Source organism: Thermostichus sp. OS-CIW-33 (genome assembly GCF_054059615.1).
On the sequence record NZ_JBSSCH010000002.1, the window covers coordinates 47,208 to 70,321 of the forward strand.

At 59.2% G+C, this 23,114-nt stretch carries 17 protein-coding genes, 2 tRNA genes and 2 pseudogenes; 14 read left to right on the forward strand and 7 right to left on the reverse strand.

From position 1 onward, the window contains the following. Nucleotides 1-121 precede the first annotated feature (121 nt). A complete protein-coding gene (locus tag ACVWZG_RS01645; RefSeq protein ID WP_457406869.1) occupies nt 122-1,261 on the forward strand; it encodes an energy transducer TonB in 1,140 nt (379 codons plus the stop codon). A 25-nt stretch (nt 1,262-1,286) separates the two neighbouring features. Here the strand turns inward: ACVWZG_RS01645 and ACVWZG_RS01650 are convergent. Further along, nucleotides 1,287-1,511, reverse strand: a pseudogene (locus ACVWZG_RS01650) (VOC family protein); the annotation flags it as partial. Between the two features lie 199 nt (nt 1,512-1,710). Between ACVWZG_RS01650 and gcvT the strand changes: the two are divergent. Then, nucleotides 1,711-2,835, forward strand: coding sequence for a glycine cleavage system aminomethyltransferase GcvT (gene gcvT, locus ACVWZG_RS01655; protein ID WP_457406864.1), 1,125 nt, complete (start codon nt 1,711-1,713; stop codon nt 2,833-2,835). Nucleotides 2,836-2,857: 22 nt separating this feature from the next. On the opposite strand, the gene ACVWZG_RS01660 is transcribed toward gcvT, so the two are convergent. Further along, nucleotides 2,858-3,814, reverse strand: a complete 957-nt coding sequence (locus ACVWZG_RS01660; protein WP_414417198.1) for a sigma-70 family RNA polymerase sigma factor — start codon at nt 3,812-3,814, stop codon at nt 2,858-2,860. A gap of 935 nt (nt 3,815-4,749) precedes the next feature. On the opposite strand from ACVWZG_RS01660, the gene ACVWZG_RS01665 reads away from it, so the two are divergent. The 5 genes from ACVWZG_RS01665 (at nt 4,750) to ACVWZG_RS01685 (ending at nt 12,807) form a co-directional block, all read left to right on the forward strand. After that, nucleotides 4,750-5,124 carry a DUF1257 domain-containing protein gene (locus ACVWZG_RS01665; protein WP_414357757.1) on the forward strand — a complete coding sequence of 125 codons (375 nt, stop codon included), beginning with the start codon at nt 4,750-4,752 and terminating at the stop codon, nt 5,122-5,124. Nucleotides 5,125-5,146: 22 nt separating this feature from the next. Further along, on the forward strand, nt 5,147-6,262 hold the full coding sequence (locus ACVWZG_RS01670; protein WP_457406861.1) for a pentapeptide repeat-containing protein: 1,116 nt from the start codon (nt 5,147-5,149) through the stop codon (nt 6,260-6,262). A gap of 111 nt (nt 6,263-6,373) precedes the next feature. Then, nucleotides 6,374-8,749 (forward strand): phosphoketolase family protein, encoded by a 2,376-nt coding sequence (locus tag ACVWZG_RS01675; protein WP_457406858.1) that lies wholly within the window; start codon nt 6,374-6,376, stop codon nt 8,747-8,749. Between the two features lie 148 nt (nt 8,750-8,897). Next, a complete protein-coding gene (gene mraY, locus ACVWZG_RS01680; protein ID WP_457406902.1) occupies nt 8,898-9,920 on the forward strand; it encodes a phospho-N-acetylmuramoyl-pentapeptide-transferase in 1,023 nt (340 codons plus the stop codon). 295 nt (nt 9,921-10,215) lie between these two features. Further along, nucleotides 10,216-12,807 (forward strand): DUF3536 domain-containing protein, encoded by a 2,592-nt coding sequence (locus ACVWZG_RS01685; protein ID WP_457406856.1) that lies wholly within the window; start codon nt 10,216-10,218, stop codon nt 12,805-12,807. A gap of 182 nt (nt 12,808-12,989) precedes the next feature. On the opposite strand, the gene ACVWZG_RS01690 is transcribed toward ACVWZG_RS01685, so the two are convergent. Continuing rightward, a tRNA-Pro gene (locus tag ACVWZG_RS01690) sits at nt 12,990-13,063 on the reverse strand. 144 nt (nt 13,064-13,207) lie between these two features. Here ACVWZG_RS01690 and ACVWZG_RS01695 point away from each other — a divergent pair. Beyond that, nucleotides 13,208-13,663 (forward strand): HHL1-like protein, encoded by a 456-nt coding sequence (locus ACVWZG_RS01695; RefSeq protein ID WP_457387989.1) that lies wholly within the window; start codon nt 13,208-13,210, stop codon nt 13,661-13,663. On the opposite strand, the gene ACVWZG_RS01700 is transcribed toward ACVWZG_RS01695, so the two are convergent. Then, nucleotides 13,660-14,571, reverse strand: coding sequence for an alpha/beta fold hydrolase (locus ACVWZG_RS01700; protein ID WP_457406853.1), 912 nt, complete (start codon nt 14,569-14,571; stop codon nt 13,660-13,662). The two genes, ACVWZG_RS01695 and ACVWZG_RS01700, sit on opposite strands and share 4 nt — an antisense overlap. A gap of 441 nt (nt 14,572-15,012) precedes the next feature. On the opposite strand from ACVWZG_RS01700, the gene ACVWZG_RS01705 reads away from it, so the two are divergent. From ACVWZG_RS01705 to ACVWZG_RS01715, 3 genes and pseudogenes are all read left to right on the forward strand, one after another. Then, on the forward strand, nt 15,013-16,440 hold the full coding sequence (locus tag ACVWZG_RS01705) for a folate/biopterin family MFS transporter (protein WP_457406850.1): 1,428 nt from the start codon (nt 15,013-15,015) through the stop codon (nt 16,438-16,440). A gap of 117 nt (nt 16,441-16,557) precedes the next feature. Beyond that, on the forward strand, nt 16,558-17,013 hold the full coding sequence (locus tag ACVWZG_RS01710; RefSeq protein ID WP_011432782.1) for a DUF6679 family protein: 456 nt from the start codon (nt 16,558-16,560) through the stop codon (nt 17,011-17,013). 121 nt (nt 17,014-17,134) lie between these two features. After that, a pseudogene (locus tag ACVWZG_RS01715) lies at nt 17,135-18,375 on the forward strand (RNA-guided endonuclease InsQ/TnpB family protein). Here the strand turns inward: ACVWZG_RS01715 and ACVWZG_RS01720 are convergent. Next, a complete protein-coding gene (locus ACVWZG_RS01720; RefSeq protein ID WP_457392234.1) occupies nt 18,372-19,130 on the reverse strand; it encodes a segregation/condensation protein A in 759 nt (252 codons plus the stop codon). The pseudogene ACVWZG_RS01715 and the gene ACVWZG_RS01720 sit on opposite strands and share 4 nt — an antisense overlap. Nucleotides 19,131-19,286: 156 nt before the next feature. On the opposite strand from ACVWZG_RS01720, the gene ACVWZG_RS01725 reads away from it, so the two are divergent. The 3 genes from ACVWZG_RS01725 (at nt 19,287) to ACVWZG_RS01735 (ending at nt 20,981) form a co-directional block, all read left to right on the forward strand. Further along, nucleotides 19,287-19,358, forward strand: a tRNA-Val gene (locus tag ACVWZG_RS01725). Nucleotides 19,359-19,656: 298 nt separating this feature from the next. Then, nucleotides 19,657-20,097, forward strand: a complete 441-nt coding sequence (locus ACVWZG_RS01730; RefSeq protein WP_238376922.1) for a hypothetical protein — start codon at nt 19,657-19,659, stop codon at nt 20,095-20,097. Further along, nucleotides 20,085-20,981 carry a sulfatase-like hydrolase/transferase gene (locus ACVWZG_RS01735; RefSeq protein WP_011432786.1) on the forward strand — a complete coding sequence of 299 codons (897 nt, stop codon included), beginning with the start codon at nt 20,085-20,087 and terminating at the stop codon, nt 20,979-20,981. The genes ACVWZG_RS01730 and ACVWZG_RS01735 overlap by 13 nt, the downstream gene beginning before the upstream one ends. A gap of 153 nt (nt 20,982-21,134) precedes the next feature. Here the strand turns inward: ACVWZG_RS01735 and ACVWZG_RS01740 are convergent, their stop codons facing one another. Then, on the reverse strand, nt 21,135-22,283 hold the full coding sequence (locus tag ACVWZG_RS01740; RefSeq protein ID WP_414341734.1) for an AI-2E family transporter: 1,149 nt from the start codon (nt 22,281-22,283) through the stop codon (nt 21,135-21,137). Nucleotides 22,284-22,315: 32 nt separating this feature from the next. Then, nucleotides 22,316-23,092, reverse strand: coding sequence for an enoyl-ACP reductase FabI (fabI, locus tag ACVWZG_RS01745; RefSeq protein ID WP_011432788.1), 777 nt, complete (start codon nt 23,090-23,092; stop codon nt 22,316-22,318). Nucleotides 23,093-23,114 lie beyond the last annotated feature (22 nt).

Genomic DNA, 23,114 nt, shown 5'->3' on the forward strand with positions numbered 1-23,114 from the left:
GCAGGAGTGCCAACTGCTCGGATGCTATAACACTAGCTGGGGTGTTACCCCCGTGGCCCAGTCTGCAACAGACAACTCGGTGTGTTGAGAGCGTTGAAGAAAGGAAAGGGCAATCTTGGCTATGACCAGCATCTGGATTGAGCAGCGCCGCCGCGAGGATGAATCTCGCAACTTTTTTTGGATGGTGGCGCTGTCGCTGCTGCTGCACGTGCTGGTGCTGCTGGGATTGCTCCACTTGGGGCGGCTTTGGCTCACTCGCGGGCCAGAACAAGAAGCCATTGAGTTTATCCTTCTGGATCCAGAAGATCTGCAGCCCCCAGAGGAAGCAGATCTGGTTTCAGAAGTTGATTCCCGCGATGGGGGTGAGCGGGTAGAAGCCCCTCCGTCTCAAGGCAGTCCACCTCAATCTCAGGCCGCCCCTCCCCAGGAGGCCCCTCCGCCGCCGCCGCCAAGACCCCAACCACCGCCACCGCCTGCCCCTGTTCCACCACCACCTGCCCCGGCTGCAGTTGCCCTGGCAACCCCAACTCCAACCCCTCCACCCAAGCCCACGCCTACCCCAACCCCCGCTCCCCCTCAGCCCACCGCGACCCCGACTGCGGCACCGCCCCCTCCCACGCCTGTCCCCAGACCTACTCCGACCCAAACTCCACCGCCTGTGGCGGCTGCTCCCTCCCCAAGGCCCACTCCCCCGCCGACTGCGGAGCCCTTGCCCATACAGCCAAGCGAGCGGGTTTCGGATCCCAGCCAATTGGCTCCCGTTCCGCCCGCTCCGCAACCGGTGACAGAGGTTCTTCCCGCCCAGCGGCCCTCTGACTCTTCCCAGTTGGGGCCTCCGGTCAGTGCCTCTGCTCCCAGCAATGGAGCCGGGATCCAGGGCAGTGGAGCCAGTGGATTGGCCAACCCCACCCAATCCGCTCCCAATCCCCCCAGCGTGGCAGCGCGGGCCAATGTGGATTGGGGTCCTTGGCTGGCCGCTTTGCAGCGAAAAGTGGAGCAAAATTGGATACCTGGGCAGACCGGTACCTCGCGCCGCACAGTGGTGATCTTTACAGTGGGTCGAGCTGGCGATCTGCAGAGCATTCGCCTGGGGCGCACGTCCGGCAGCCAACAAACAGACGATGCAGCGCTGACGGCTATCCAGAGGGCAGCTCCCTTCCTGCCGCTGCCTGAGGCTTACGAGGGCAACTCGGTGACAATTAATTTCACCTTTGATATCAACGTGCTGGGCCAGTTGACTGTAGGGGGATCCGCCAACTGAGGAGGGGATCCCAAGTTGGCCGGGTCTAGGCAGTGGCGGCAGCCGTTTTCTCGAGAGCGGCCTCTTCTTCCTGCAGAGATCCCATCTGGATCAGCTCAATTTTGTAGCCATCGGGATCTTCCACAAAGGCGATTACCGTGCTGCCGTGCTTCATAGGGCCGGGCTCGCGCACCACCTTGCCGCCCCGCGCCTTGATGACCTCGCAGGTGCTGTAGATATCCTCAACCCCAATGGCGATACATCCCTGCCCTCAAGGGCAGGGCTTTACGGCGTTTTTTCGGTAAAACCGCAGGGAGCGCTCCAGGTTGCCGACGCGGATCATGGTGTGGAGAAGGCGCATGGCACAAGCTCCGAGAAATGGGCGATGCTGCACTTATTTTAGTCTTTGACGATGCTGCACTTATTTTAGTCTTTGACCTTTTAGTCTTTAGACCGCTGAGGATCCCTTGATGAGCCAAACGCCTCTGCAACGCACCCCCTTGTTCCCCCTTCATCAAGCTTTGGGGGCGCGATTTGTCTCTTTTGCCGGCTGGGAAATGCCGCTGCAGTATCGGGGAGTGATAGCAGAACATCGGGCAGTGCGGGAGAGGGTGGGGACATTCGACATTTCCCACATGGGCAAGTTCACCCTCTGGGGGCCGGAGCTGGGATCCCACCTCAGCCGTCTGGTTCCCAGCGATCTGAGCGCCGTTCCTGTGGGATCCGGTCGCTACACCGTCCTGCTCAATCCACTGGGGGGCATTTTGGATGATGTCATCTTCTACCGGCATCCACCGGAGGGTGAGCTGGAGCACTGGAGCGTGATCGTCAATGCAGCTACCCGGCAGAAGGATTGGGATTGGCTCAACCACCACTTCCAAGGGATCCCCGGAGTCAACCTTCAGGATCACTCCGACACTCGGGTCTTGTTGGCGGTGCAGGGGCCGGCAGCCGAACAGGTTCTCCAGCCCTTTTTGGAGGGATCCCTGAAGGCTTTGCGCCGGTTTCAGCACGGTCAGTTTGCCGGAGCGGCGGGAGCCTTGGGAGAGTCTATCTTCGTGGCCCGCACTGGCTACACCGGAGAAGATGGCTTTGAAGTCATGCTCAGCCCCGAAGACGGCATCCGCCTTTGGGAGCAACTGATTCAGGCCGGCGTACAACCCTGTGGGCTGGGCTGCCGCGATACCCTGCGCCTGGAGGCTGCCTTCCATCTTTACGGGCAGGACATGGACGAGAGCACCACTCCCTTAGAAGCCGGCTTGGGCTGGTTGGTGAACAACCCAGGGGACTACATCGGCAAGCCCGCCATCGAAAGCCAACGGCAGCAAGGGATCCCTCGCCACCTGGTGGGGTTTCGCATGCTGCATCCGGCCATCCCCCGCAGCGGCTATGCCATCTACGCTCCCAACTCCCCTGAGCCGATCGGACGGGTAACCAGCGGCACCCATTCTCCCAGTTTGGGCTACGGCATCGGCTTGGGCTATGTCGCTCCGGCTTGGGCCAAGGTGGGATCCCGGCTGGAAATTGAAATTCGGGGGCAACGCCGGCCTGCGGAAGTAGTGAAAAAACCTTTCTATCGTGCTCCGCACCGCTGACGGGAACAGGCGCAGGCTCCGGTTAACCCAGGGGGTTGAGCCGTTTGCCGGTCTTGGGAGTGGAGTATTCCTGTTGCAGCCGCCGCAATTTCCGCAAGGCCCGCCGCTCAATTTGTCGGACTCGCTCTCGCGAAAGGCCGATGTGCTCCCCAATTTCCCGCAGCGTTAGGCCCCTCGATCCATCCAGCCCATAGCGAGCCACGATCACCTGTCGTTCTCGTTCACTCAGTTGGCCCACCAGCGCGCGGACTTCCTCTCGACGGGCAAGCTGGGTTAGGTGTTCAACAGGGTCGTTGTCTTCATCTGGGATGAAGTGCTGCAGCTCGGTGCCGTCTTCATCCCCTACCCCCACATTCAAGGAACGCATCTCTGCCATGTGGCGGGTGATCAGCTCCCGGTAGTTATCGCCAATATCCAGAGAATCAAAAACTTCTTCCGCTTGGGGACGGGATCCCCTTTCGGCAGATAACTCGCGGTAGCGCCGCTTCACCTGGGAGACCTTTTCGTACATGTGGGCCGGCAGACGGATCATCCGCCCCTTGTTTTGGATGCCCCGGTTCACGCTTTGCCGGATCCACCAAGTGGCATAGGTGGAGAACTTGTAGCCACGGGTGGGATCGAACTTTTCCACGGCGCGGGTGAGGCCGATCGTGCCTTCCTGAATCAAATCCAGAAACGGCAAGCCGCGATTGCGATAGCGCTTAGCAATCGACACCACCAAGCGGAGGTTACACTCCACCATTCGTTTCTTGGCTGCTTCCCCCTGCCGCAGGATCTGCTGCAGCTCTGCTAAAGGGATCCCCAGCCGCTGGCTCCAACCTTCCACAGACTCATGGGGCTGCCGTTGCTCCAAGAGCGTCACCATCCGCTGCACCTGGTGAGCCAAACGGAGTTCTTCTTCAGCGGTGAGCAACGAGTAGCGGCCAATCGTCTTCAAGAAACGCCCCACCGCATCTTGCAAGTCAAGACTTTCTGACATATCAAACCCCACACCATAAATTCATGTCCTGTCAGAATCTCTACTTCTCCTGCTGCATCGGGCCCTCTTCCTACACACGAAGCTGACCTTTCTGCAAACAGCACCTTATTCATACCAGCACAAAAGCCTTTTCGTAAAGGCTTTGACTTCGAAAAATCTAATCCAGAACTCGGTGTTTGACTCACTAAATTTATTGAGGCTGCTTCACTAGACACTACCGGCAGTGCTTTAAGTCCTTTTTTATTGAGTAGTAACTCTACCTTAAGTAGGAGGGAAGAGATTAACTATTTTATAAACTCAATCTTAAGTTCTAGATAGATTGAAAAAATTATTCCACTTGCTTGACCAGTTTTTGGTACCAAATCAGATCTTCAAGAGATCTTCAAGAGACAAAAAAGCAATTTTTTTCATCCAATTTGTGGGACTAGAGATGAGTATTTTTGTTCGCAGAGCCATCGGAAAAGCTTACTTGGCAAGGCACAGCAAGGGTCATCGGCGGGTTTTTGGAACGGCTTGGGGCTGGTTTGGTACCTCATCGCCGGCAATTCCAGCCGGAGACAGACGAGAACAGATCCCTGTGGGACAGATTTTTGCTGCTGCCTCCAAACATAGTGGAGACTATCGTCAATTCTTGACTTTAGACGCTAGATGTAGATCCAAGATTTCTGTGTTACCGAACACGCCAGGCGCGGATGCCTCAGCCTTGGTGCTCCGTACCGCTATCGCGAATGCCGCAGCGCGCGCCTACATAAGAAGGCAGGTCAGGCCAGCCCAGCGACCCTCCAGGCCCAGGTGTGTTGCACTCGTGCGGGAGAAAGGGGGAGCTGCGTTCCGCTCGCTCGACCCACCGCAGGATGGTTTACATTTCTTCCACCACCCCAAGGGCGCTTTATAGTGAGGATCCGGTCTCCATCGGTCAAAGGATTGGAAGGGCCATGTCTCACTTCACCACCCTGCAAGTGCAAATCAAAGACGCCGATCTCCTGGAAGAGACCCTGAAGGAATTGGGCTACGCCGTGCAGCGGGATACCAGCCTGCGGGGCTATCTCTGGAACCGCACCCGTGCCGACTTGGTGATCCGTCAGAAAAATGGCTTCGACATCGGGTTTCGCCGCAACGGGGATCACTACGAGCTGGTGGCCGATCTGTGGGGGGCGGGCATCGATCCCAAGACCTTTCTGGAGCCGATCTTGCAGCGCTATGCCCACAAAAGTTTGCTGCGCTCAGCCCGTGAGCAGGGCTATGCCATCGAGGCCGAAGAAGTGCTGGAGGATGGCACCATCCGCGTGGTGGTGGGGCGTTGGGTATAGCTAGGCCCATCGGCATCCGCCCATGGTAGGTAAGCCTCAGCCGGCTGTCAGGACTGACCAGGGATCCCGGCCCCAACCTTGGGATCTGGTGTTGGGGGGGCAAATGGCAACCGGGAGCGCCCCGGCCCACGCCTTGGTGTTGGGAGGTATCGAGGGGGCGCGGCGACGACTCACCCACAGCGATGAAGCCGTGCGCTTGGCCACCCTGCCCCAGTTGCTGCAGTACGGGTCGGCGGGCCTGGCCGAACTCATTGCAGCCCTCGCCGGCAATAGCTCTTGGGCAGTCCGCTTGGCAGCTTGGCGGCTGTTGTCTCAGCTAGGCCAGCCGGAGGCAGAACAGGCCTGTTGCACCTACAGCCCCTTTCGCCCGGTGGGGGGAGCGCAAGGGGTGATCGTGGCCTATCGGCGTGGGGAGCGGAACTTTGCCTACGCCGACCTGGAGGGAGTGGATCTGCAAGAGGCGCGGCTAGGGGGCGTTAACCTCTACGAAGCCAATTTGAGAAAGGCCAACCTGCGCCTTTGCAACTTCAACGGCGCCCACCTGCGCCGGGCGGATCTGCGCCAGGCCAATTTGCAAGAGGCCAAGCTAAGCGGCGCCGTCCTCGAAGGAGCCGATCTGCGGGGATCCGACCTGAGGGGGGTAAAAGTTAGCGGCACCAGCCTGCGGGGATCCCAGCTTTCGGAAGAGACCCACCTGGAAGAACGGGTGCGCCACATTTGGCAGTTGCAAAACTGGGGGGGACAGGGGCAAGATTTCTCCGGCCAAGACCTGAGCAAAGCCGATCTGCGAGAACTGGTGCTCTGTCAGATCCGGCTGAGGGGAGCGGATCTGAACCGGGCGGATCTGCGCGGATCCAACCTGGAGGGAGCGGACTTGGGGGGAGCCAACCTACAGCGGGCGGACTTGCGGGGGGCCAAGCTGTCCAATGCCGACCTGGAAGGGGCCAATCTCAGCGGCGCCGAGCTGCGTCAGGCCCAGTTTCAGGGGGCTAACCTGCGGCGGGCCGATGTCAGCGGGGCCAACCTAACCCAAGCCAACCTGGAAGGAGCTCAGATCGAAGGGTTAAAGCACAGCGGATCCCGGATTGCCGGCCTGATCTTTCCCGACGGCACCCCGATCAAGCCCTGGTGGTGGTAACAGGTGCCTACCGCTCACCCAATGAGCCAAATCCAAAGGAATCCCAAGATCCCCCGGCAATTGGGCAAACCCGGATCACCATAGGAGTAGAGATACCTATGGAGTACAGCTATGGTTCTGGCAGAACAGCTCTCGACAAAACCGCTCACCGCCGACGAGCTTCGCAAAATGGATGCCTACTGGCGGGCCGCCAACTATCTGTCGGTCGGGCAAATCTATTTGATGGATAACCCGCTGCTGCGAGAACCCCTGAAACTGGAACACGTGAAGCCGCGCCTGCTGGGGCACTGGGGCACCACACCCGGGTTGAACTTCATCTACGTGCATCTCAACCGCATCATCAAACGGGAAAACCTCAATATCCTCTACATCACCGGCCCCGGCCACGGTGGCCCTGCTCTAGTGGCCAACACCTACTTGGAAGGCACCTACAGCGAGGTGTATCCCAACATCGGCCAAGACGCTGAAGGCATGCGCAAGCTGTTCAAGCAATTCTCCTTCCCCGGCGGCGTGCCCAGCCATGTAGCCCCGGAAACCCCCGGCTCCATCCACGAGGGGGGAGAACTGGGCTATGCCCTAGCCCACGCCTTTGGGGCGGCCTTCGACAACCCCGATCTGCTGGTGGCCTGTGTGGTGGGGGATGGAGAGGCGGAAACTGGGCCCTTGGCCGCTTCCTGGCATTCCAACAAGTTCCTCAACCCCATCCACGACGGGGCGGTGCTGCCGATTCTGCACCTGAACGGCTACAAGATCGCCAATCCCACCGTTTTGGCCCGCCTCAGCCGTGACGAGCTGCAAAATCTGTTTGTGGGCTACGGCTACAAACCCTACTTTGTGGAAGGCTCCGAGCCGGCAGAGATGCACCAGTTGATGGCCGCCACTTTGGACACAGTGATCCACGAGATCCAAGAAATCCAGCAGCATGCCCGCAGCAAAGGGGATCCCACTCGTCCCCAATGGCCGATGATCATCCTGCGCACCCCCAAAGGCTGGACCGGCCCCAAAGAGGTGGACGGCAAAAAGGTGGAAGATTTCTGGCGCTCCCACCAAGTGCCCCTGGCGGATCTGGCCAAAAAACCGGAGCACCTCAAGGCTCTGGAGGACTGGATGCGCAGCTACAAGCCGGAAGAACTCTTCGATGAAAATGGCCGTCTGCTGCCGGAGCTGCAAGAGCTGGCCCCCAAAGGGGAAAAACGCATGGGGGCTTTGCCCCACGCCAACGGCGGCCTGCTGACGCGGGAGCTGAAAATGCCGGATTTCCGTCGCTACGCCGTGCCTGTCCCCCGCCCCGGCACCACCGAAGCCGAGGCCACGCGAGTGCTGGGGCAATTTTTGCGGGATGTGATGAAGCTCAACCCCCACAACTTCCGCCTCTTTGGCCCCGATGAAACCGCTTCCAACCGCTTGGATGCTGTGTTTGAGGCCAGCGACCGCACCTGGGTAGCTCCCATCTACGATTGCGACGAGCACCTCTCCCCCGATGGACGGGTGATGGAGATCCTCAGCGAGCACGTCTGTCAGGGCTGGCTAGAAGGCTATCTGCTAACCGGGCGACACGGGTTCTTCTCCTGTTACGAAGCCTTTATCCACCTGGTGGACTCCATGTTCAACCAACACGCCAAGTGGCTGAAAACCACCCGTCACATTCCTTGGCGGCGGCCCATCCCTTCCCTCAACTACCTGCTGACTTCCCACGTGTGGCGGCAGGATCACAACGGCTTTAGCCATCAGGATCCCGGCTTTTTGGATCACGTAGTCAACAAAAAGGCCGAAATCATCCGCGTCTACCTGCCCCCGGATACCAATACTCTGCTCTCGGTGGCCGACCACTGCCTGCGCAGCCGCCACTACGTGAATGTGATCGTGGCAGGCAAACAGCCGGCCCTGCAGTACCTGGACATGGATGCGGCCATCAAACACTGCACCCAGGGCTTGGGCATCTGGGAATGGGCCAGCAATGATCAGGGTTCAGAGCCGGATGTGGTGATGGCCTGCTGTGGCGATGTGCCCACCATGGAAACCCTGGCGGCGGTGGACTTTTTGCGGCAGCACCTGCCGGACATCAAGATCCGGGTGGTGAACGTGGTGAACCTAATGAAGCTGCAGCCGCCCAGCGAACACCCCCACGGCATTAGCGACAAGGAGTTTGTCAGTATCTTCACCCCCGACAAGCCCATCGTGTTTGCCTTCCATGGCTATCCTTGGCTCATCCACCGCCTCACCTACCGCCGTCCCAACCACCACAACCTGCACGTGCGCGGCTACAAGGAGGAAGGCACCACCACCACCCCCTTCGACATGTGCGTTCTCAACCAGGTGGATCGCTTTAACTTGGCCAACGACGTCTTGGAGCGGGTGGATCGCTTCAAGTACCGGCGGGATCACGTCCAGCAGCTTATCCGGGACAAGCTGGTGGAGCACAAGCAGTACATCTGCAAACACGGGGAAGATCTGCCGGAGGTGCGCAACTGGAAGTGGCCCTATTGAAGGGATCCCCACTCAACTAACTTTCGCCTCTGAGCTCTGGCAGGATAGAGTTTTTGAGGGTTTGGAGGTTGAGGGTGTGAGGGGTTCAGAAAGGGTGGATGCGGATACCCTTCCCGATCTGGAGGTGGAAGAGACGGAGTGGGGCGGGATGGCGCTCTCGCTGGGGCTGGGTTTGGCCCTCTCGACCCTTGTGATTGGGATCCGCCCCCAGGTGGTCGTTCCTTTTGGATTGAGCGCGTTGGGTTCGGCCCTGCTGGGATCCCTGCTCATCCCCGGGTTGCGGCGCTGGAAGGCGGGGCAAGTGATCCGCCAGGAGGGGCCCCAATCCCACCAGAAAAAAGCAGGCACACCCACCATGGGCGGGATCAGCTTTTTGCCCGTGGGGCTACTGGTGGCCGGGATCTGGAGCGACTGGGATCCCCAGTGGCTGGCGGTGGCGCTGCTGGCGCTGGCCTACAGCCTTGTCGGCTGGCTGGACGATTGGCTGGTAATTCGGCAGCAATCCAACAAGGGGTTGTCTCCCCAACACAAGCTGTTGCTCCAGGTGGGGGTCGCCCTTGGGTTTTGTGTCTACCTGGCCTGGCAGGGGATCCCGACAACCCTAACGCTGCCCGGAATCGGCACCCTCTCTCTGGGCTGGCTGTTCTGGCCCTTGGCCCTGTTTGTGTTGGTGGGCACCAATAATGCCGTAAACCTCACCGATGGTATGGACGGCTTGGCGGCAGGGGTGGTGGCCATCCTGCTGATTGGGCTGGGGCTCCTTCACAGGGATCCAGAGCTATCGGTGTTGGCTTTCACCCTGAGCGGTGCCTGCTTGGGGTTCCTGGTTCACAACCACCACCGGGCGCGGCTGTTCATGGGCGATACCGGATCCCTGGGGTTGGGGGGCGCTCTGGCCGGGTTGGCGCTGCTGGGGGATCAGCTCTGGGCCTTGGCCCTGATGGGGGGAGTGCTGGTGGCCGAGGCGCTGTCGGTGATGCTGCAGGTGGGCTACTTCCAATACACCAAACGCAAAACCGGCACAGGCAGACGGCTGTTGCGCATGTCGCCCTTGCACCACCATCTGGAGCTGGGGGGCTGGTCGGAGGTGCAGGTGGTGGGATCCCTCTATGGGATAACGGCGCTGCTGGTGGGGCTGGGCTGGGCCTGGTGGCACTGGACCGGAATGTGAGTTCGAGCTGGGGATCCACCGGGATTCCAATGGGGGCCTGACCTCAAACGGGTTGTTCGGCGTGGGAAATGGCCACCGGCAGATCGGCCCCCACCCGCTAAGTCCCGGGATCCCTTCTGTTGTGAGGAAAACGCAAAGATTACTGACCGATGTTTGTTCCCTGTCAAATTTCCAACTGAATCTTTTACATTCACCGTTGCAGATCGGGGATCGCTGTAACGTATGGATATGAACTTAAGTTAACATTGCCTTCCCCTGTAACCCAGTTGGAGGCCTCTAAAAGGAGTGTAATCTCATGATGCCGAGTGGCTCCAAAAATTCCGATAGGCCAGCGGCACAGTCAGGGCACAGCGATTTGGTCTCCGACCCGCCGATGCAAGCGGCTCCTTCTCCGGCAGGTGCTGCTGAGCTTTCCTCTGCGCGGCCGTACGTGGTGTTGCACGGCCATTTCTATCAGCCGCCCCGAGAGGATCCCTGCCTCAACCGCATTCAGCGACAGCCGAGCGCCAGCCCCTTTCACGACTGGAACGAGCGCATTTGGGCGGAATGTTACCGCCCCAACGCCTTTGCCCGCGTTCTGGACGACCAAGGACGGGTGGTGCGCATTGTCAACAACTATGAATTCTTGAGCTTTAACTTCGGCCCTACTCTCCTCTCTTGGCTAGAGGAGCATGACATTGAAGTTTACCAACGCATTTTGGCCGGCGACCGTCTCAGCGCCGAGCGGCTGGAGGGTCATGGCAATGCCATCGCCCAAGTCTACAACCACGTCATCCTGCCCCTGGCCAACGAGCGAGACAAGTACACCCAGATCCGCTGGGGAATTGCCGATTTTCAACACCGCTTTGGGCGCCATCCCCAGGGGATGTGGCTGGCCGAAACCGCCATTGATGCAGCAACGGTCACGGCCTTGGTCGAATGTGGGATCCGCTTCGTCATTTTGGCCCCCAGCCAAGCGCAGCGCATTCGCCCCTTGGGACAAACGGAGTGGATCGACGTTAGCCAAGGCCAGATCGATCCCCGTCGGCCCTACCGCTGCTTTACCCCCGATCGGGAGGGGTACTTGGATATTTTCTTTTTCGATGGCCCCATTTCCCGTGACTTGGGCTTTGGGGATATCGTCTACAGCACCCACTCTCTGGCGGAGCGGATCCGTTCCGCTCTGCGCCCGGACAAAGAGGGGGAAGCCTATCTGATCAACTGTGCCACCGATGGCGAGACTTTTGGCCACCACAAGCGGGGTGTAGAACGCACGCTGGCCTATGCCTTTTGCGAGGAATTTCCCCGCCGGGGCTGGCAGGTGGGCAACTACAGCCATTTTCTCAGCCAACATCCCCCCACTTGGGAGGTGCAACTGAAACCGGTCACCGCCTGGAGCTGTGCCCACGGGGTAGGACGGTGGTCGCGAGACTGTGGCTGCGGAGCGGTGGGAGGGTGGCACCAACGCTGGCGGCAACCGCTGCGGGAGGCCCTCAACTGGCTGCGGGATCAGCTGGCCGAGATCTACGAGACGGAGGCCAGAGCCTACCTGCGGGATCCCTGGCTGGCGCGGGATCGTTACATCGAGGTGATTTTGGATCGGGAGCGCTGTGATGCCTTTTTGCAGGAGCACCAAAGCCACCGCCTCACCGCCGAAGATCGGGTGCAGGTCTTGCGTCTGTTGGAGATGCAGCGCTACAGCCAGTTGATGTTCACCAGTTGTGGCTGGTTTTTCGAGGAGCTATCCCGTCCTGAAGGGGTGCAGATCCTGCGCTACGCGGCACGGGCTATCCAGTTGGCAGCAGCAGTGGCGGATGTCAACCTAGAAGAGGAGTTTTTGCAGCGCCTGAGCAAGGCCCCCAGCAACCTCGACCTCTACAGAGACGGCAAGGGGGTCTATTGCGCCTTGGTGCGCCCCAGCTTGATCAGCCCGCAACGGCTGGTGGCTCAGCACGCCATGTTTTCCCTGTTTAACGGGATCCCCCGTTCCCAAGGATATGTGCTGGATCAAGTGGATCAAGAGCGCCTGACGATAGGCGGGTCGACACTGGCTATCGGGCGGGTGAAGCTCACTTTTCCCACCACCCGCGAAGAGCACGATCTAATCTACGCCGTGCTCCACCTCGGCGGCTGGGACTTTCAATGTGGCGTCAAGCCGTTTGCTGGGCGGCGCATCTACGAGCAGATAAAAGCGCGGCTGCTGGCCGGATCCCACAGTCGGATCCAGATGATCCTGATCCTGCAAGATCTGTTTGGGCCGGAAACCTTCGACCTGAACGCCCTGAACGACGAAGACCGGCAGCAGATGATGCGCTGGCTCACTCAAGATACCCTAGACCGCCTGGCCCAGCTCTACCGCCAAACCTACCTGGACAATTACGGGGTCTTGATGGCCTTTCGGGCCGACGGCCTGCCGATCCCGGAAGAGTTGTTGGCTGCCGCTCAGATCACCCTCAACCAACGCCTGTTGACCAGTTTGCGGGCGATGGAAATGGAAGAGGGCAAGCGGGATCACCTGCTGGAATTGCGGGCAATTGTGCGCGAGGCCGAGCAGTTGGGGTGTCAGTTGCGGCGGGAAGAGGCAGCCCGGGTTCTGGATCGGCTCCTACAGCGGGGGATGTGGCACCTTGCCCACGCTTTTGAGCCGGAGACCTTCGGCGAACAGCTCTACAACCTGGAAGAATGGCTGCAATTGGCTGCAGACCTGCGCCTGCCCATCAACTTGGATCGCCTGCAAGAGCTCTATCTGACAGCGCTGGAGCGTCAAATTGGCCCGCGTTGCCCAGCTTGGCCCCAAGAAGACTGCCGAGACATTTCTGCCGAAAACCTGCACCGCCTCTTACAGATTGGGCAGCGAATTCGGGTCAACGTCAATGCCTGGCTGCGTCACTTACAACTCCAAGATTAGGGTCATTTCAATTCAAAATAGGACACTGCACCTACACCCAAAACGTTGGTCGCGTCGTCGCATCTTCGCGTCAGCATTGCGGAGCAATAATGCACAGGCTTGTAGGGCTTTTCTCAGCAGCCCAGGCGTCTCACCCTGACCCGAAAAACTACCAGTTGACAGCTAAGTGAACTTCAAGCCTATCGGGATGACAGGATTCGAACCTGCGACCCCTTCGTCCCGAACGAAGTGCGCTACCAAGCTGCGCTACATCCCGACTGACAGGCCCCTTTAACCGCCCGCCGAGGCTCAACAAGTATAGCACGCCGGCTACGAACAATGATGACAAGGGATCCCCGGCAGAGAAGGGGATCCGATCTGCGCTAAGCTGCAAAAAATCCCCCCTCTCGTCAGCCCAAGTATGAGTCAGTCTAAGGGTTTCCGCAAATCCAAGCCTGAGAAAAAACCGGCCAGCTCCAACACTGCCAAGCGCAAGGAAGCCGCCCAACGGTACGACGAGCTGAAAGCCAAGGGGATGCCGGAGTTCAACATCTTTGCCCGCCGTCGCCAGCCCGCGCCTGGCCAGCCCAACCCTTGGCTGCCGGTGGGATCCCTGGCAGTGGGGCGTTCCAGCGCCATTCACCAGGCCATTTTCCAAAACGAGGAAGAACTCAAAAAAGCAGCCGTCAGGCTGTTTCCCCGTCTCGGCAAGGTGAAAGATGACCTGGAGTTTGGGTTTCGCCTTAAGGACAAGGACTTCCAAGACGAGCCGATCCAGGTGGCGATCCGTCCCCAGCCTTCACCCCTTCAAGTCTGGATGGCCAAAATCCGAGGTTGGTTGGGCCTCTCCGGCAAAGGAACCTCTAAAAAAGGCTAGACTGCCGCAAAGGCTCTGGGCAGCCAGCTCAAAATCAGAGGGTTGACCACCTCTGGGCGCTCGTCGTGGGGGCAATGGCCTGTATTGGGAATGGGCAAGAACTGGTAGTCGATCCCTTGCACGTGGTTTTGAAAGCCGCGGCCCCGTTGAATGGGTGTCCAGGGATCCCCTTCTCCCCAGAGCACCAACAGCGGACAGCGCACCTGAGGCAATAGGGCTTCAGGAGTTGGGCCAGGGGGAGCGGTGAGAATCGAGGCAAACACCTGCTGAGCGCCCACATCACAGGAAGGGGCATAGAGAATCTCCACCAGCTCATCCGTAATGGCGGCGGGGTTGCGGTACACCTGCTCCAGAGTTGCGCGAATACGCTGCCGCTGCCGCACCCGATCGAACAAAAACGGCCCCGTCACCGGAGAAGCCGCCAGAGCGGTGAAAACACTCATGAAAAGGCGGAAAATCGGGCTGAGCTCATGGGAGCGATGGTTCAACCCCCCGGCGCAGTTGAGCAACACTGCTCCTGCCGTTAACTGGGGATGCCGGGCGGCCATGATCAAGCTGAGCAAGGCACCAATGGAATTGCCGATAAACACAGCAGGCTGCTGAATGTGCTGCTGCCAAAAATCCACCAGCAACTCCGCCCACAGATCCAAGGTGTAGGGGAGAGCAGGCTTGGCCGAGCCGCCAAACCCCAGCAAATCCAGGGCATAGACCCGGTATCCTGCCGCAGCCAGCACGGGGATGTTGTGCCGCCAATGGCCGATGGAAGCCCCGAATCCATGCACCAAAACCAGGGGGGATCCGGATCCCTGCACCACATAGCGAATGGCATGTCCGCGCCAGCTCCAGACTTGGGGAGCAAAAAGAGCAATGGCATCAACCGCAGAACCGGCAGAAGAAGCAGTCAGCACAGCCTGAAAACAGACCCAGTTAAAGATGTAGGCAGAAACTCAGAGCCATCCCTGTTCATCATAGCTTCGGAATGCCTTTGTCTCCCGTCTCTACTGCCCTGCCTGCTGCTGCAGTTGCGGGTTCAGGTGCCGCCGAGGTGGGGTTGGGCCGGTCAACATGGGACGAAAGCATGCTGGACTTCTTGGGATCCCCGCCCTTGGCTGGATGGCATAGCACCCGGGGATCAGCTTTCGACCTCATTTCGACCTCATTATTTTGTAGATTTTGTAGCTCGGCTGGGTTGAGCAGAAAGAGCGCTGGGAAGCGCAACCCGTCCAAGGAGGTCGGAGCCGGAAGCCAGTTGGACAGGTTAAGGTGAAGAGACTGTTAAGATTCTTATGGTTTTGCTGTTGCCAAGGCAACACCGCACCAACTAACATCTCGCTACACTGCGACCGCTCATGATTCATCCTCTGCTGCAACGGCTGCACCAATCCACCCTGACCCCGCTGCGGGATATCCACTGGACGCCGGAATTGTTCGGAATCCTCTTGGTGTACTTTGTGCAGGGGGCGGTGGGGCTGGCACGGCTGGCCACCAGCTTTTACCTGAAGGATAGCTTGGGCCTCAGCCCGTCTCAGGTGGCGGCGTTGATGGGCGTTGCCATGAGCCCCTGGATCCTCAAGCCCCTCTACGGCCTGCTGTCGGATACCGTACCGGTGGCGGGCTATCGGCGTCGTCCCTACCTCTTGTTGTCAGGGCTTCTGGGGTGTGGGGCTTGGCTGGGGATGGCCCTGTGGGCACCGACGGCTGGTCTGGCCACCCTGTGGATGGTTTTGGGATCCCTGGCGGTGGCGGTAGGGGATGTAATCGTAGATTCGCTGGTGGTGGAGCGGGTACACGGCAGTGACTGGGCGGGGACGGGCACGCTGCAATCTTTAACTTGGGGAGCAACGGCCTTGGGATCCCTGCTCACCGCCTATTTGGGAGGAGCGCTCTTAGCCCATTATCCGCCGCAGGTGGTGTTTGGGCTGACGGCCTTTTTGCCGTTGTTCATCGCTCTGGCAGCTTGGGTTATTGCCGATCAACCGGTGGTGTTGTCTCAGGGCTGGGATCCCTTGCAACAACAGGTGGGGCAGGTGTGGCGGGCGCTGCGGCAACCCAGCATTTTGCTGCCGGTGCTGTTTGTGTTCGTTTGGCAGGCCACTCCCAGCGCCGATGCGGCTCTTTTTTACTTTGTCACCAACGATCTCGGCTTTGGGCCGGAATTTTTGGGTCAGGTGCGCTTGGTTACCAGCATCGCCAGTTTGCTGGGGGTAGGGATCTTCCAGGTGTATCTGCGGCGGATCCCACTGCGGCCCCTGTTCGGCTGGATGACGGTGATCTCGGCGGCGTTGGGCCTGACCAGCCTTATCTTGGTCTATCACCTCAACCGGGATTGGGGTATCGACGATCATTGGTTTAGCTTGGGGGACAGCCTGGTGCTGACGGTGGCAGGACAAATTGCCTTTATGCCGGTGTTGGTCTTGGCCGCCCGCCTCTGCCCCCCTGGGATCGAGGCCACCCTCTTTGCTCTGCTGATGTCGGCCTTTAATTTGGCGGGGTTTCTCTCCCAAGAGCTGGGATCCCTGCTGATGCATGGGCTGGGGGTAACGGAGACCGATTTCAGCCGGCTGGGGCTGCTGCTGATCCTGACCAACCTTTCCACCCTCTTGCCCCTGCCGTTTTTGGGCTGGCTGCCGGAAGAGAGCATGACCCTTGGCGGAGCAGAACTGGAGGCGGAAGCCCATGCCTCTCTGGAATCCTTTTTGCGGGATGTGCAGGCAGAAGAAGCGGAGACAGCCTTGGCGATGGAAGGGGTCTCTCTGGCCGAAACCGACCCAACCTAAAGAGACTCTGTCTGGCCTCGGGAAAGGCATACAGCCTCGGTGTCCAGCCGCTAAGATGGAGGGATGAGCTGGGTAGCCCCCACAACTCACTCGGATCTTTCACTTCAGGAGGGGACCGTGCTTCATCGTAGGATCTATCAACTCAGCCGCGAAGGCAAGGATGTGTGGATCTATCTGCGGGATCAGGGACGCTGGCTGGAACGGGCCAAGATCCTCGATATCGAAGGGGACACCATCCTAGTTCGCTACGAGACAGAAGATGAGGAGGAGATCTGCTCCTGGGAGGAGATGATTCGCCTGGAAAGCATTGGAGCTGTTGCTCAGCGCCTTTCCACCATTCCCAAGGGGATGCTCAGCACGTCAGATTTGCTCACCTCAGAAGACTGCCCTCCGGCTGAATTGCTGCATCCGCCACTGTTGCCTACCGAAGGAGAAGATCATCCCAGCAGCGAGCGCCTCGTGGAGGATTACTACCTGGATCGGGAGGCTCCTGCCGAGCTGCCGGTGCGCTCCAGTGGGGAAGATCTCAAACGGGCGGATCGTGCCCGGCACGATGCTGAAGGCACGGATTGAGTTCTCCGTTTGCCAGAGCGGCGCAGAAGAGCGCTTGACATCCTCAGCTAGAAATCGCAGGAGCCCCGCACTGTACCCGTAGGGTCAGTGCCGGGAGGAATGCGGAAGTCACAATAGAACCATGACCCAAGTCCTGACCGTCTCCTGCAAGCTCAAGGTGTCCCAGTCGCAGGCCGCCAAATTGGACGCGACTTTGGAGGCTTTTGGCCAAGCCTTGAACTGGGTCAACCAGAACACGCCGGAGAAAGTCGCCAACGCCGTTAAGCTCCAGTCTCTGTGCTACCGCGAAATCCGTGCCCGGTTCGGCTTGTCCAGTAACTTGGCTCAACAGATATGCAGACGGCTGGCCGGCGCCCGTAAAGTTGCCCGACAGAAAAACCGTCCGGTCAAAGCGTTCAAGAGAGGCTTTGCGACCTACGATGCCCGTATCTTTTCGTTTCGCGAGAAAGACTGGACGGTGTCGCTGACCACGGTGGAGGGTCGGGAGCACTTTGAGCTGGCGATTGGCCGCTACCAGAGAGAACGGCTGGCGGGCTCCAATCCCAAATCCGCCACTCTGGTCAAGCGTAAAGACGGCTCCTACTCCATTCAAATCTGTGTGGAAACGGAACCGTGCCCACCGCAAGGCACGGATAGAGTGCTGGGCGTGGATTTGGGAAGGACGGATATTGCTCATACATCAGACGGGGACAATTGGAATGGACAGCAGTTGAACAAAGTCCGAGACCACTACTCCCGGTTGAGGGCGGCACTCCAACGCAAAGCCAGTAAGGGCACACGCAGTTCGCGGCGCAGATGCCGTCAACTGCTGCAACGGCTGTCTGGCAAGGAGAGACGCTTTCAGTCGCGTCAGCGTTGCGTAGCAAAAACGTGGGTCAATCATCGCATCTCCAAAGCTATTGTCTCCAGGGCAAAAGCTACCAACAGCGCTATCGCTCTGGAAGACCTGACAGGGATCCGGGAAAGAGTCAATCAACAACCCCGCAGCAAAACCGAAAGGCGCAGGGCCAACAGTTGGGCGTTCTACCAGCTACGCCAGTTTCTGGAATACAAGGCGAGAGTTGCAGGGGTTTCTCTGGTTCTTGTGCCGCCTGCCTACACGTCGCAGACCTGTCACCGGTGTTTGCACATCCATCCCGACCCTGCGCAATCCTATCGCAGTGGCAAGTCGTTCAAGTGTGGGCACTGTGGATGGGAAGGAGATGCGGACTTGAATGGTGCAAACGTAATTGCGCTCTTGGGGGCTGCCGTAAACCAGCCTAGAGGTTAAGCCTACGGCTCGCTTCGCGAACGGGCTTGTTTTGTTCTCTGGTAGAGCAGAGCAGGCTCAGGGCTACTGAAAGCCCGCTCCGTACCGCTTAGCGGTCGGAGCCGGGTAGTTTACTTGTGCAGGGTCGGATGGTCAGTGGGCCGTAGAACTCCTCTTGGCACAGCTCCACCTGAGAGCGGGCAGCCATTAGCAGCAATGACCAGAAGACTTGAATGGGGTGAATGGTCCCGCTGCTGCCGTTTTGATAGCTTTTTTGGCAAAAGTGTTGCTGGAGATCGACAAAGCTGATCTGGGTCAGACCCTGCTGCCAAAGCTGAGCCAGCAGAGATTCTAGCTCGGCGGTGGTTTCCAAAAGGTTTTCCGGGTGGGCTAGCTGAGTGATGGCCGACAGCGCTTGCTGGCGAGAAATCCGTTGGGCCAGCGGCTTTGGGGCAGCTTCGGGCTGGTGTTCCAGCAGGGTTTCCAGCTCTTGCAGGTGGGCGATGAGTTCTTTGAGGGTGATGGGCCGGGTACGTTGAAGACGGGGTGCTGCCCTGGGTTGCAACACGCGATCCAAGTGCGCCAAAGACCAGCTTGGCCAGGGATCCACTTCTACCTCCACCGGGCTGGGCTCACTTTCTTCTGCTTCTGGTTCTGCCAAAGCCATCGCCTTAAGATAGACCAACATGGCAGCGTGGAGCAGGGCTTGTCCCGACTCAGACAGGTCATGGCTGCTGCTGGTGGGAGCCATACGGGCCAGAAAGCGATCGATAACCTCGATGACCTGCACATCCCAGGGATCGATCTCGCCTCGTTCTGCCAAATCAATGAGCAGAGCAATTGCCTCTTCGGTCGGTGAGTAGGCCATAGCACCCCACAGCTCCCTGACCCTTACTGTAGCCCTCAGGCCGGATCCCGGCTATCTCTAGCCATCTCCCATGCCGATCCGAATCCTCTGGCTCAATCGCTGACGTGGTAATATAGAGATCCTGCTCTAGTCGATAGCTGCTAGAGTGGTATCTACGGGCGGTTAGCACAGTGGTAGCGCACTTCCTTCACACGGAAGGGGTCACAAGTTCGAATCTTGTACCGCCCATACCCGCAAACCTGCTCCTGCAGCGAGCTTCAACAGTCCAAGTCCTTCTCCTGGAGGAGAGATACAGGCGGCTAGAAACGACTTTTTCCGCCCCGGGGTCTCCCTGAAGCGCGCCTTAGGGAGAGGGCTAATGGCTGTTGAGAACAACTCCGCTTGAGCTTCCAGCGTCTTTGCTGCCAGGCCAGTGGAGAAAGGGAAGAATGGTAGCCTAATAAAGGGTAGGGTTGAGGCCATGCAAGAATTTCGTCCCGCTAACGCGATCAGAAACCTTCGCTTCATACTCCTGGGCTTGTGGATCTTGAGCCTGCTCGTTCTCCTCATCCAAAACTGGGGATCCCCGGCAAGGGTTGTGGTGGGTGGGCAATCGGGATCCCCGCTTCCTCTATCGTTGGTGCTATTGGCCTCTTATGGGGCAGGGATGGGGCTGGGATTTTTGTATGTAGGCTCCTGGCGATTGCACGACCGGGTGTTCCAGCGACAGGCAATCCGTAAGTTAACTCAGTTGAGCGACCGAGTTCGCTTTTTGGAAGCCCAGCTGATTCCCCCCGACCACTATTTGCCCCAAGATCTGCCGGAGTACGAGCCGGATCCCCAAGCAGGCCGCTATTCCTATTCCAATATCCCGCCGGAACGCATTCGCGATCCCGCTCCTGAGGACGACGATGCGGCAGCAGCTCCCAACTGGCGGATTGTCCAGCGGCCCTACGCCGACGAGGAGGAGGAAGGATGGGATTCCTAAACTGGTGGAAATCGTCTGCCGCTCCTGCGTCTGAGCCCGACCCCCGCCCTGAACCGCGGGGACAGAACAACTATCTGCTCATCGTCCTAGACAGTTGCCGCTTCGACAGCCTGCTGGCGGCCAACCCCAAGCACTTGCTGAAGTTGGGCCCTCTGGAAAAGCGCTGGAGCTACGCTTCCTGGACGGCCCCTGCCCATTACAACCTGCTCATGGGCCTGCTGCCCCACACCAGCCCCATCCACGTTTTTGCGTCCGAGCACTACAAGCAAGATTATCTGCGCTACAACGAGCGGCTCGGCACCCGGCAACCCATTGAGTTCAAGCATCTGCTGCCTCATCTCTATTTGCCGACGCTGCTGAAGCATCAACTGGGCTACACCACCCACGCCATGGTCTCCATGCCGGTGCTCAACCCCAGCACGCTGCTGAATCGGGATTTCGATTCCTACCGCCTCATGCCCCAGCACAACGATATGGCGGCCATGGTGGAACAGTTGCGCTTCGAGCCGGATCGCCCCAGCTTTTACCTGTTAAACGTGGGCGAAACTCACTATCCCTACGCGCTGCCCGATGAGGATCCCAGCTTGTGGCCCCGCATCTCGGGGGTGAATGGGGTGTTGAAGCGGCTGGATGAAGGAGAAGAGGACGGGATCCCCTTTTTCGATTCGGCCCAGTTGGAAGAGCTACGGCAGCGACAGATCCAGGCGGTGCGCTACCTGGATGGGATCTTTGAACAGCTGTTCGACCTGGTTCCCAAAAACACCTACATCACGGTTACAGCCGATCACGGCGAACTGTTTGGGGAGGGAGGCTACTTCGGCCACGGCCCTATCCACCACGAAAAAGTGCTGGAGGTGCCTTTTATCGAGGGCAAGATTCGCTAGGATGAGGCCCTCACCCCCAGCCCCTCTCCCTGAGGACAAGGGTGGCCATCGATAGCCCAGCAACTGGGCTTACCAGGATTAAGCCTCTGTTTGCCTGCCGGTTAACGCGATCGCCTGAATCGCATGGGCAGAGCCTCTTCCCTTTTGGAGCAGCTAGATCTGCTGGGTCTCCGGCTTGGGCAGGGTAGGATCCCGGCGGGGTTCGCCGTTGGCGCTACTCGGACGGAGCCCTTGCGGGGATCCTTTTACACCGGAACCCAACCCATCTTCGGCGGCCAGGTCGGCAGAGCGGGCGATCTCGTAAAGGCTTTTCACCACACTGCTGAGGGGAATGGCGACGATCACGCCCAGGATGCCCCCCAGTTGCGCCCCCACCAACAGGGCAATCAAGATCCACACTGGATTTAGCCCGATCAGCTCTCCCATCAGGCGGGGGGCGATGACCCGATCCTTCACCTGCTGCACGATCAGGGAAACCAGCACCACTTTAAGGCTGAGCCAAATGTCCTGAAAGGCCAGCAACACCGCCGCCGCCCCAATGCCAATCACCCCCCCCACCAGGGGGATGACCTCCAGCAGGCCGATCAGCAGGCCAAACAGGAGCCCGAAAGGTACCCGCAAAAACCCAAAAACCGGCACCAGCATCAGGGCCATGATGAACCCCAACACCAACTGGCTGATGAGGAAGTTCTGAAAGCTGAGGGCTAGGGCTTCGCCAATGCGCGGCCCCCAAGGTTTGGGGAAGAGGCTGAGCAACCCCTGCCAGAACTGGCCCCCGTAGAGCAGCATGTAGAGGGCCAACACCAGCACCAGCACCAAGTCGATCACCTGGTTGAACGTACCCAGAAGGAGATCCAGGGATTGGCCGGCAATTTTCTCGGCGCTGGCCTGCAGGCGGTTGAGAAGGGTATTGACCAGCTCCGTCTGGCCAAGGTTGATGTTGCGCTCGGCGGCCCAAAGGCTAATCTGGTCGAGCCAATTTTGTAAGGTGTCCACCCACTCTGGGATCCGCGCCCCCAGCTGCACCACTTGCTTGGCCAAGACCGGCACCACGGCGATCCCCACCAAGACCAGCAGCACCACCGAGAGAGCAAAGACCAGGGTGACCGCCAAACCTCGACTGACCCGATAGCGCCGCAGCACCTGCACCGGGTAGTTGAGCAAAAAGGCCAGCACCGCCGCTGTCAGGATGGTGGTGAGCAAATGCCCAAACAGCCGACCCACCTGTATGGCCAGCCAGCCGCTGATGACGATCAAGATCCAGGTGAGCAGCAACCGCTGCAAGGGTGAGAAGCGATTCATGCCGGAGCCATCCCCAAGGGATCCCAAAGCGCTTAAAAACCCAGGATGCTATACCCACTATCCACGTAGATCACCTGGCCGGTAATGCCGCTGGCCAGGTCGCTGGCCAGAAAAGCCGCCACATTGCCCACCTCTATTTGAGTGACATTGCGCCGTAGGGGAGCTTTCTCCTCCACAGCATGCAGCATGGCATGAAAATCGGAAATGGCCGATGAGGCCAAGGTGCGGATTGGGCCGGCAGAAATGGCGTTCACCCGGATCCCGGCAGGGCCCAGCTCGGCAGCCAGGTAGCGGACACAGGTTTCCAGGCCCGCTTTGGTGACGGCAGCCATGTTGTAGTTGGGCACCACTCGCACTCCTCCCAAGTAGGTCAAGGTGAGGACACTGCTGCCGGATCTCAGTAGGGGCTTGGCAGCCCGGCAGAGGGCAATCAGGGAGTAGGTGCTCACATCCATGGCCAGGGCAAACCCCTCCCGCGAGATATCGCTGAAGTTGCCGCTCAGCTCCTCTTTTTTGACATAGGCCAGGCAGTGAACCAGAATATCGACCTGACCCCATTTTTCGGTTACCCCCTGAAACAGATCGCTGATCTGCTGATCGCTTTGCACGTCGCAGGGGAGGAGAAAATCTGGCTGCAAGGGATCCGTGAGTTGCTGAACTTTGGTTTTGAAGCGATCCCGCTCGTCCGGCAGATAGGTAACCCCTAGGCTGGCCCCCGCTTTGTGCAGTTGCTGAGCAATGCCCCAGGCAATGGAGCGCTCGTTGGCAATGCCGGTTACCAAGGCTTTCTTTCCCGTCAGCTGTAGCATGGCAAAAAAAGTAGGGGTGTAT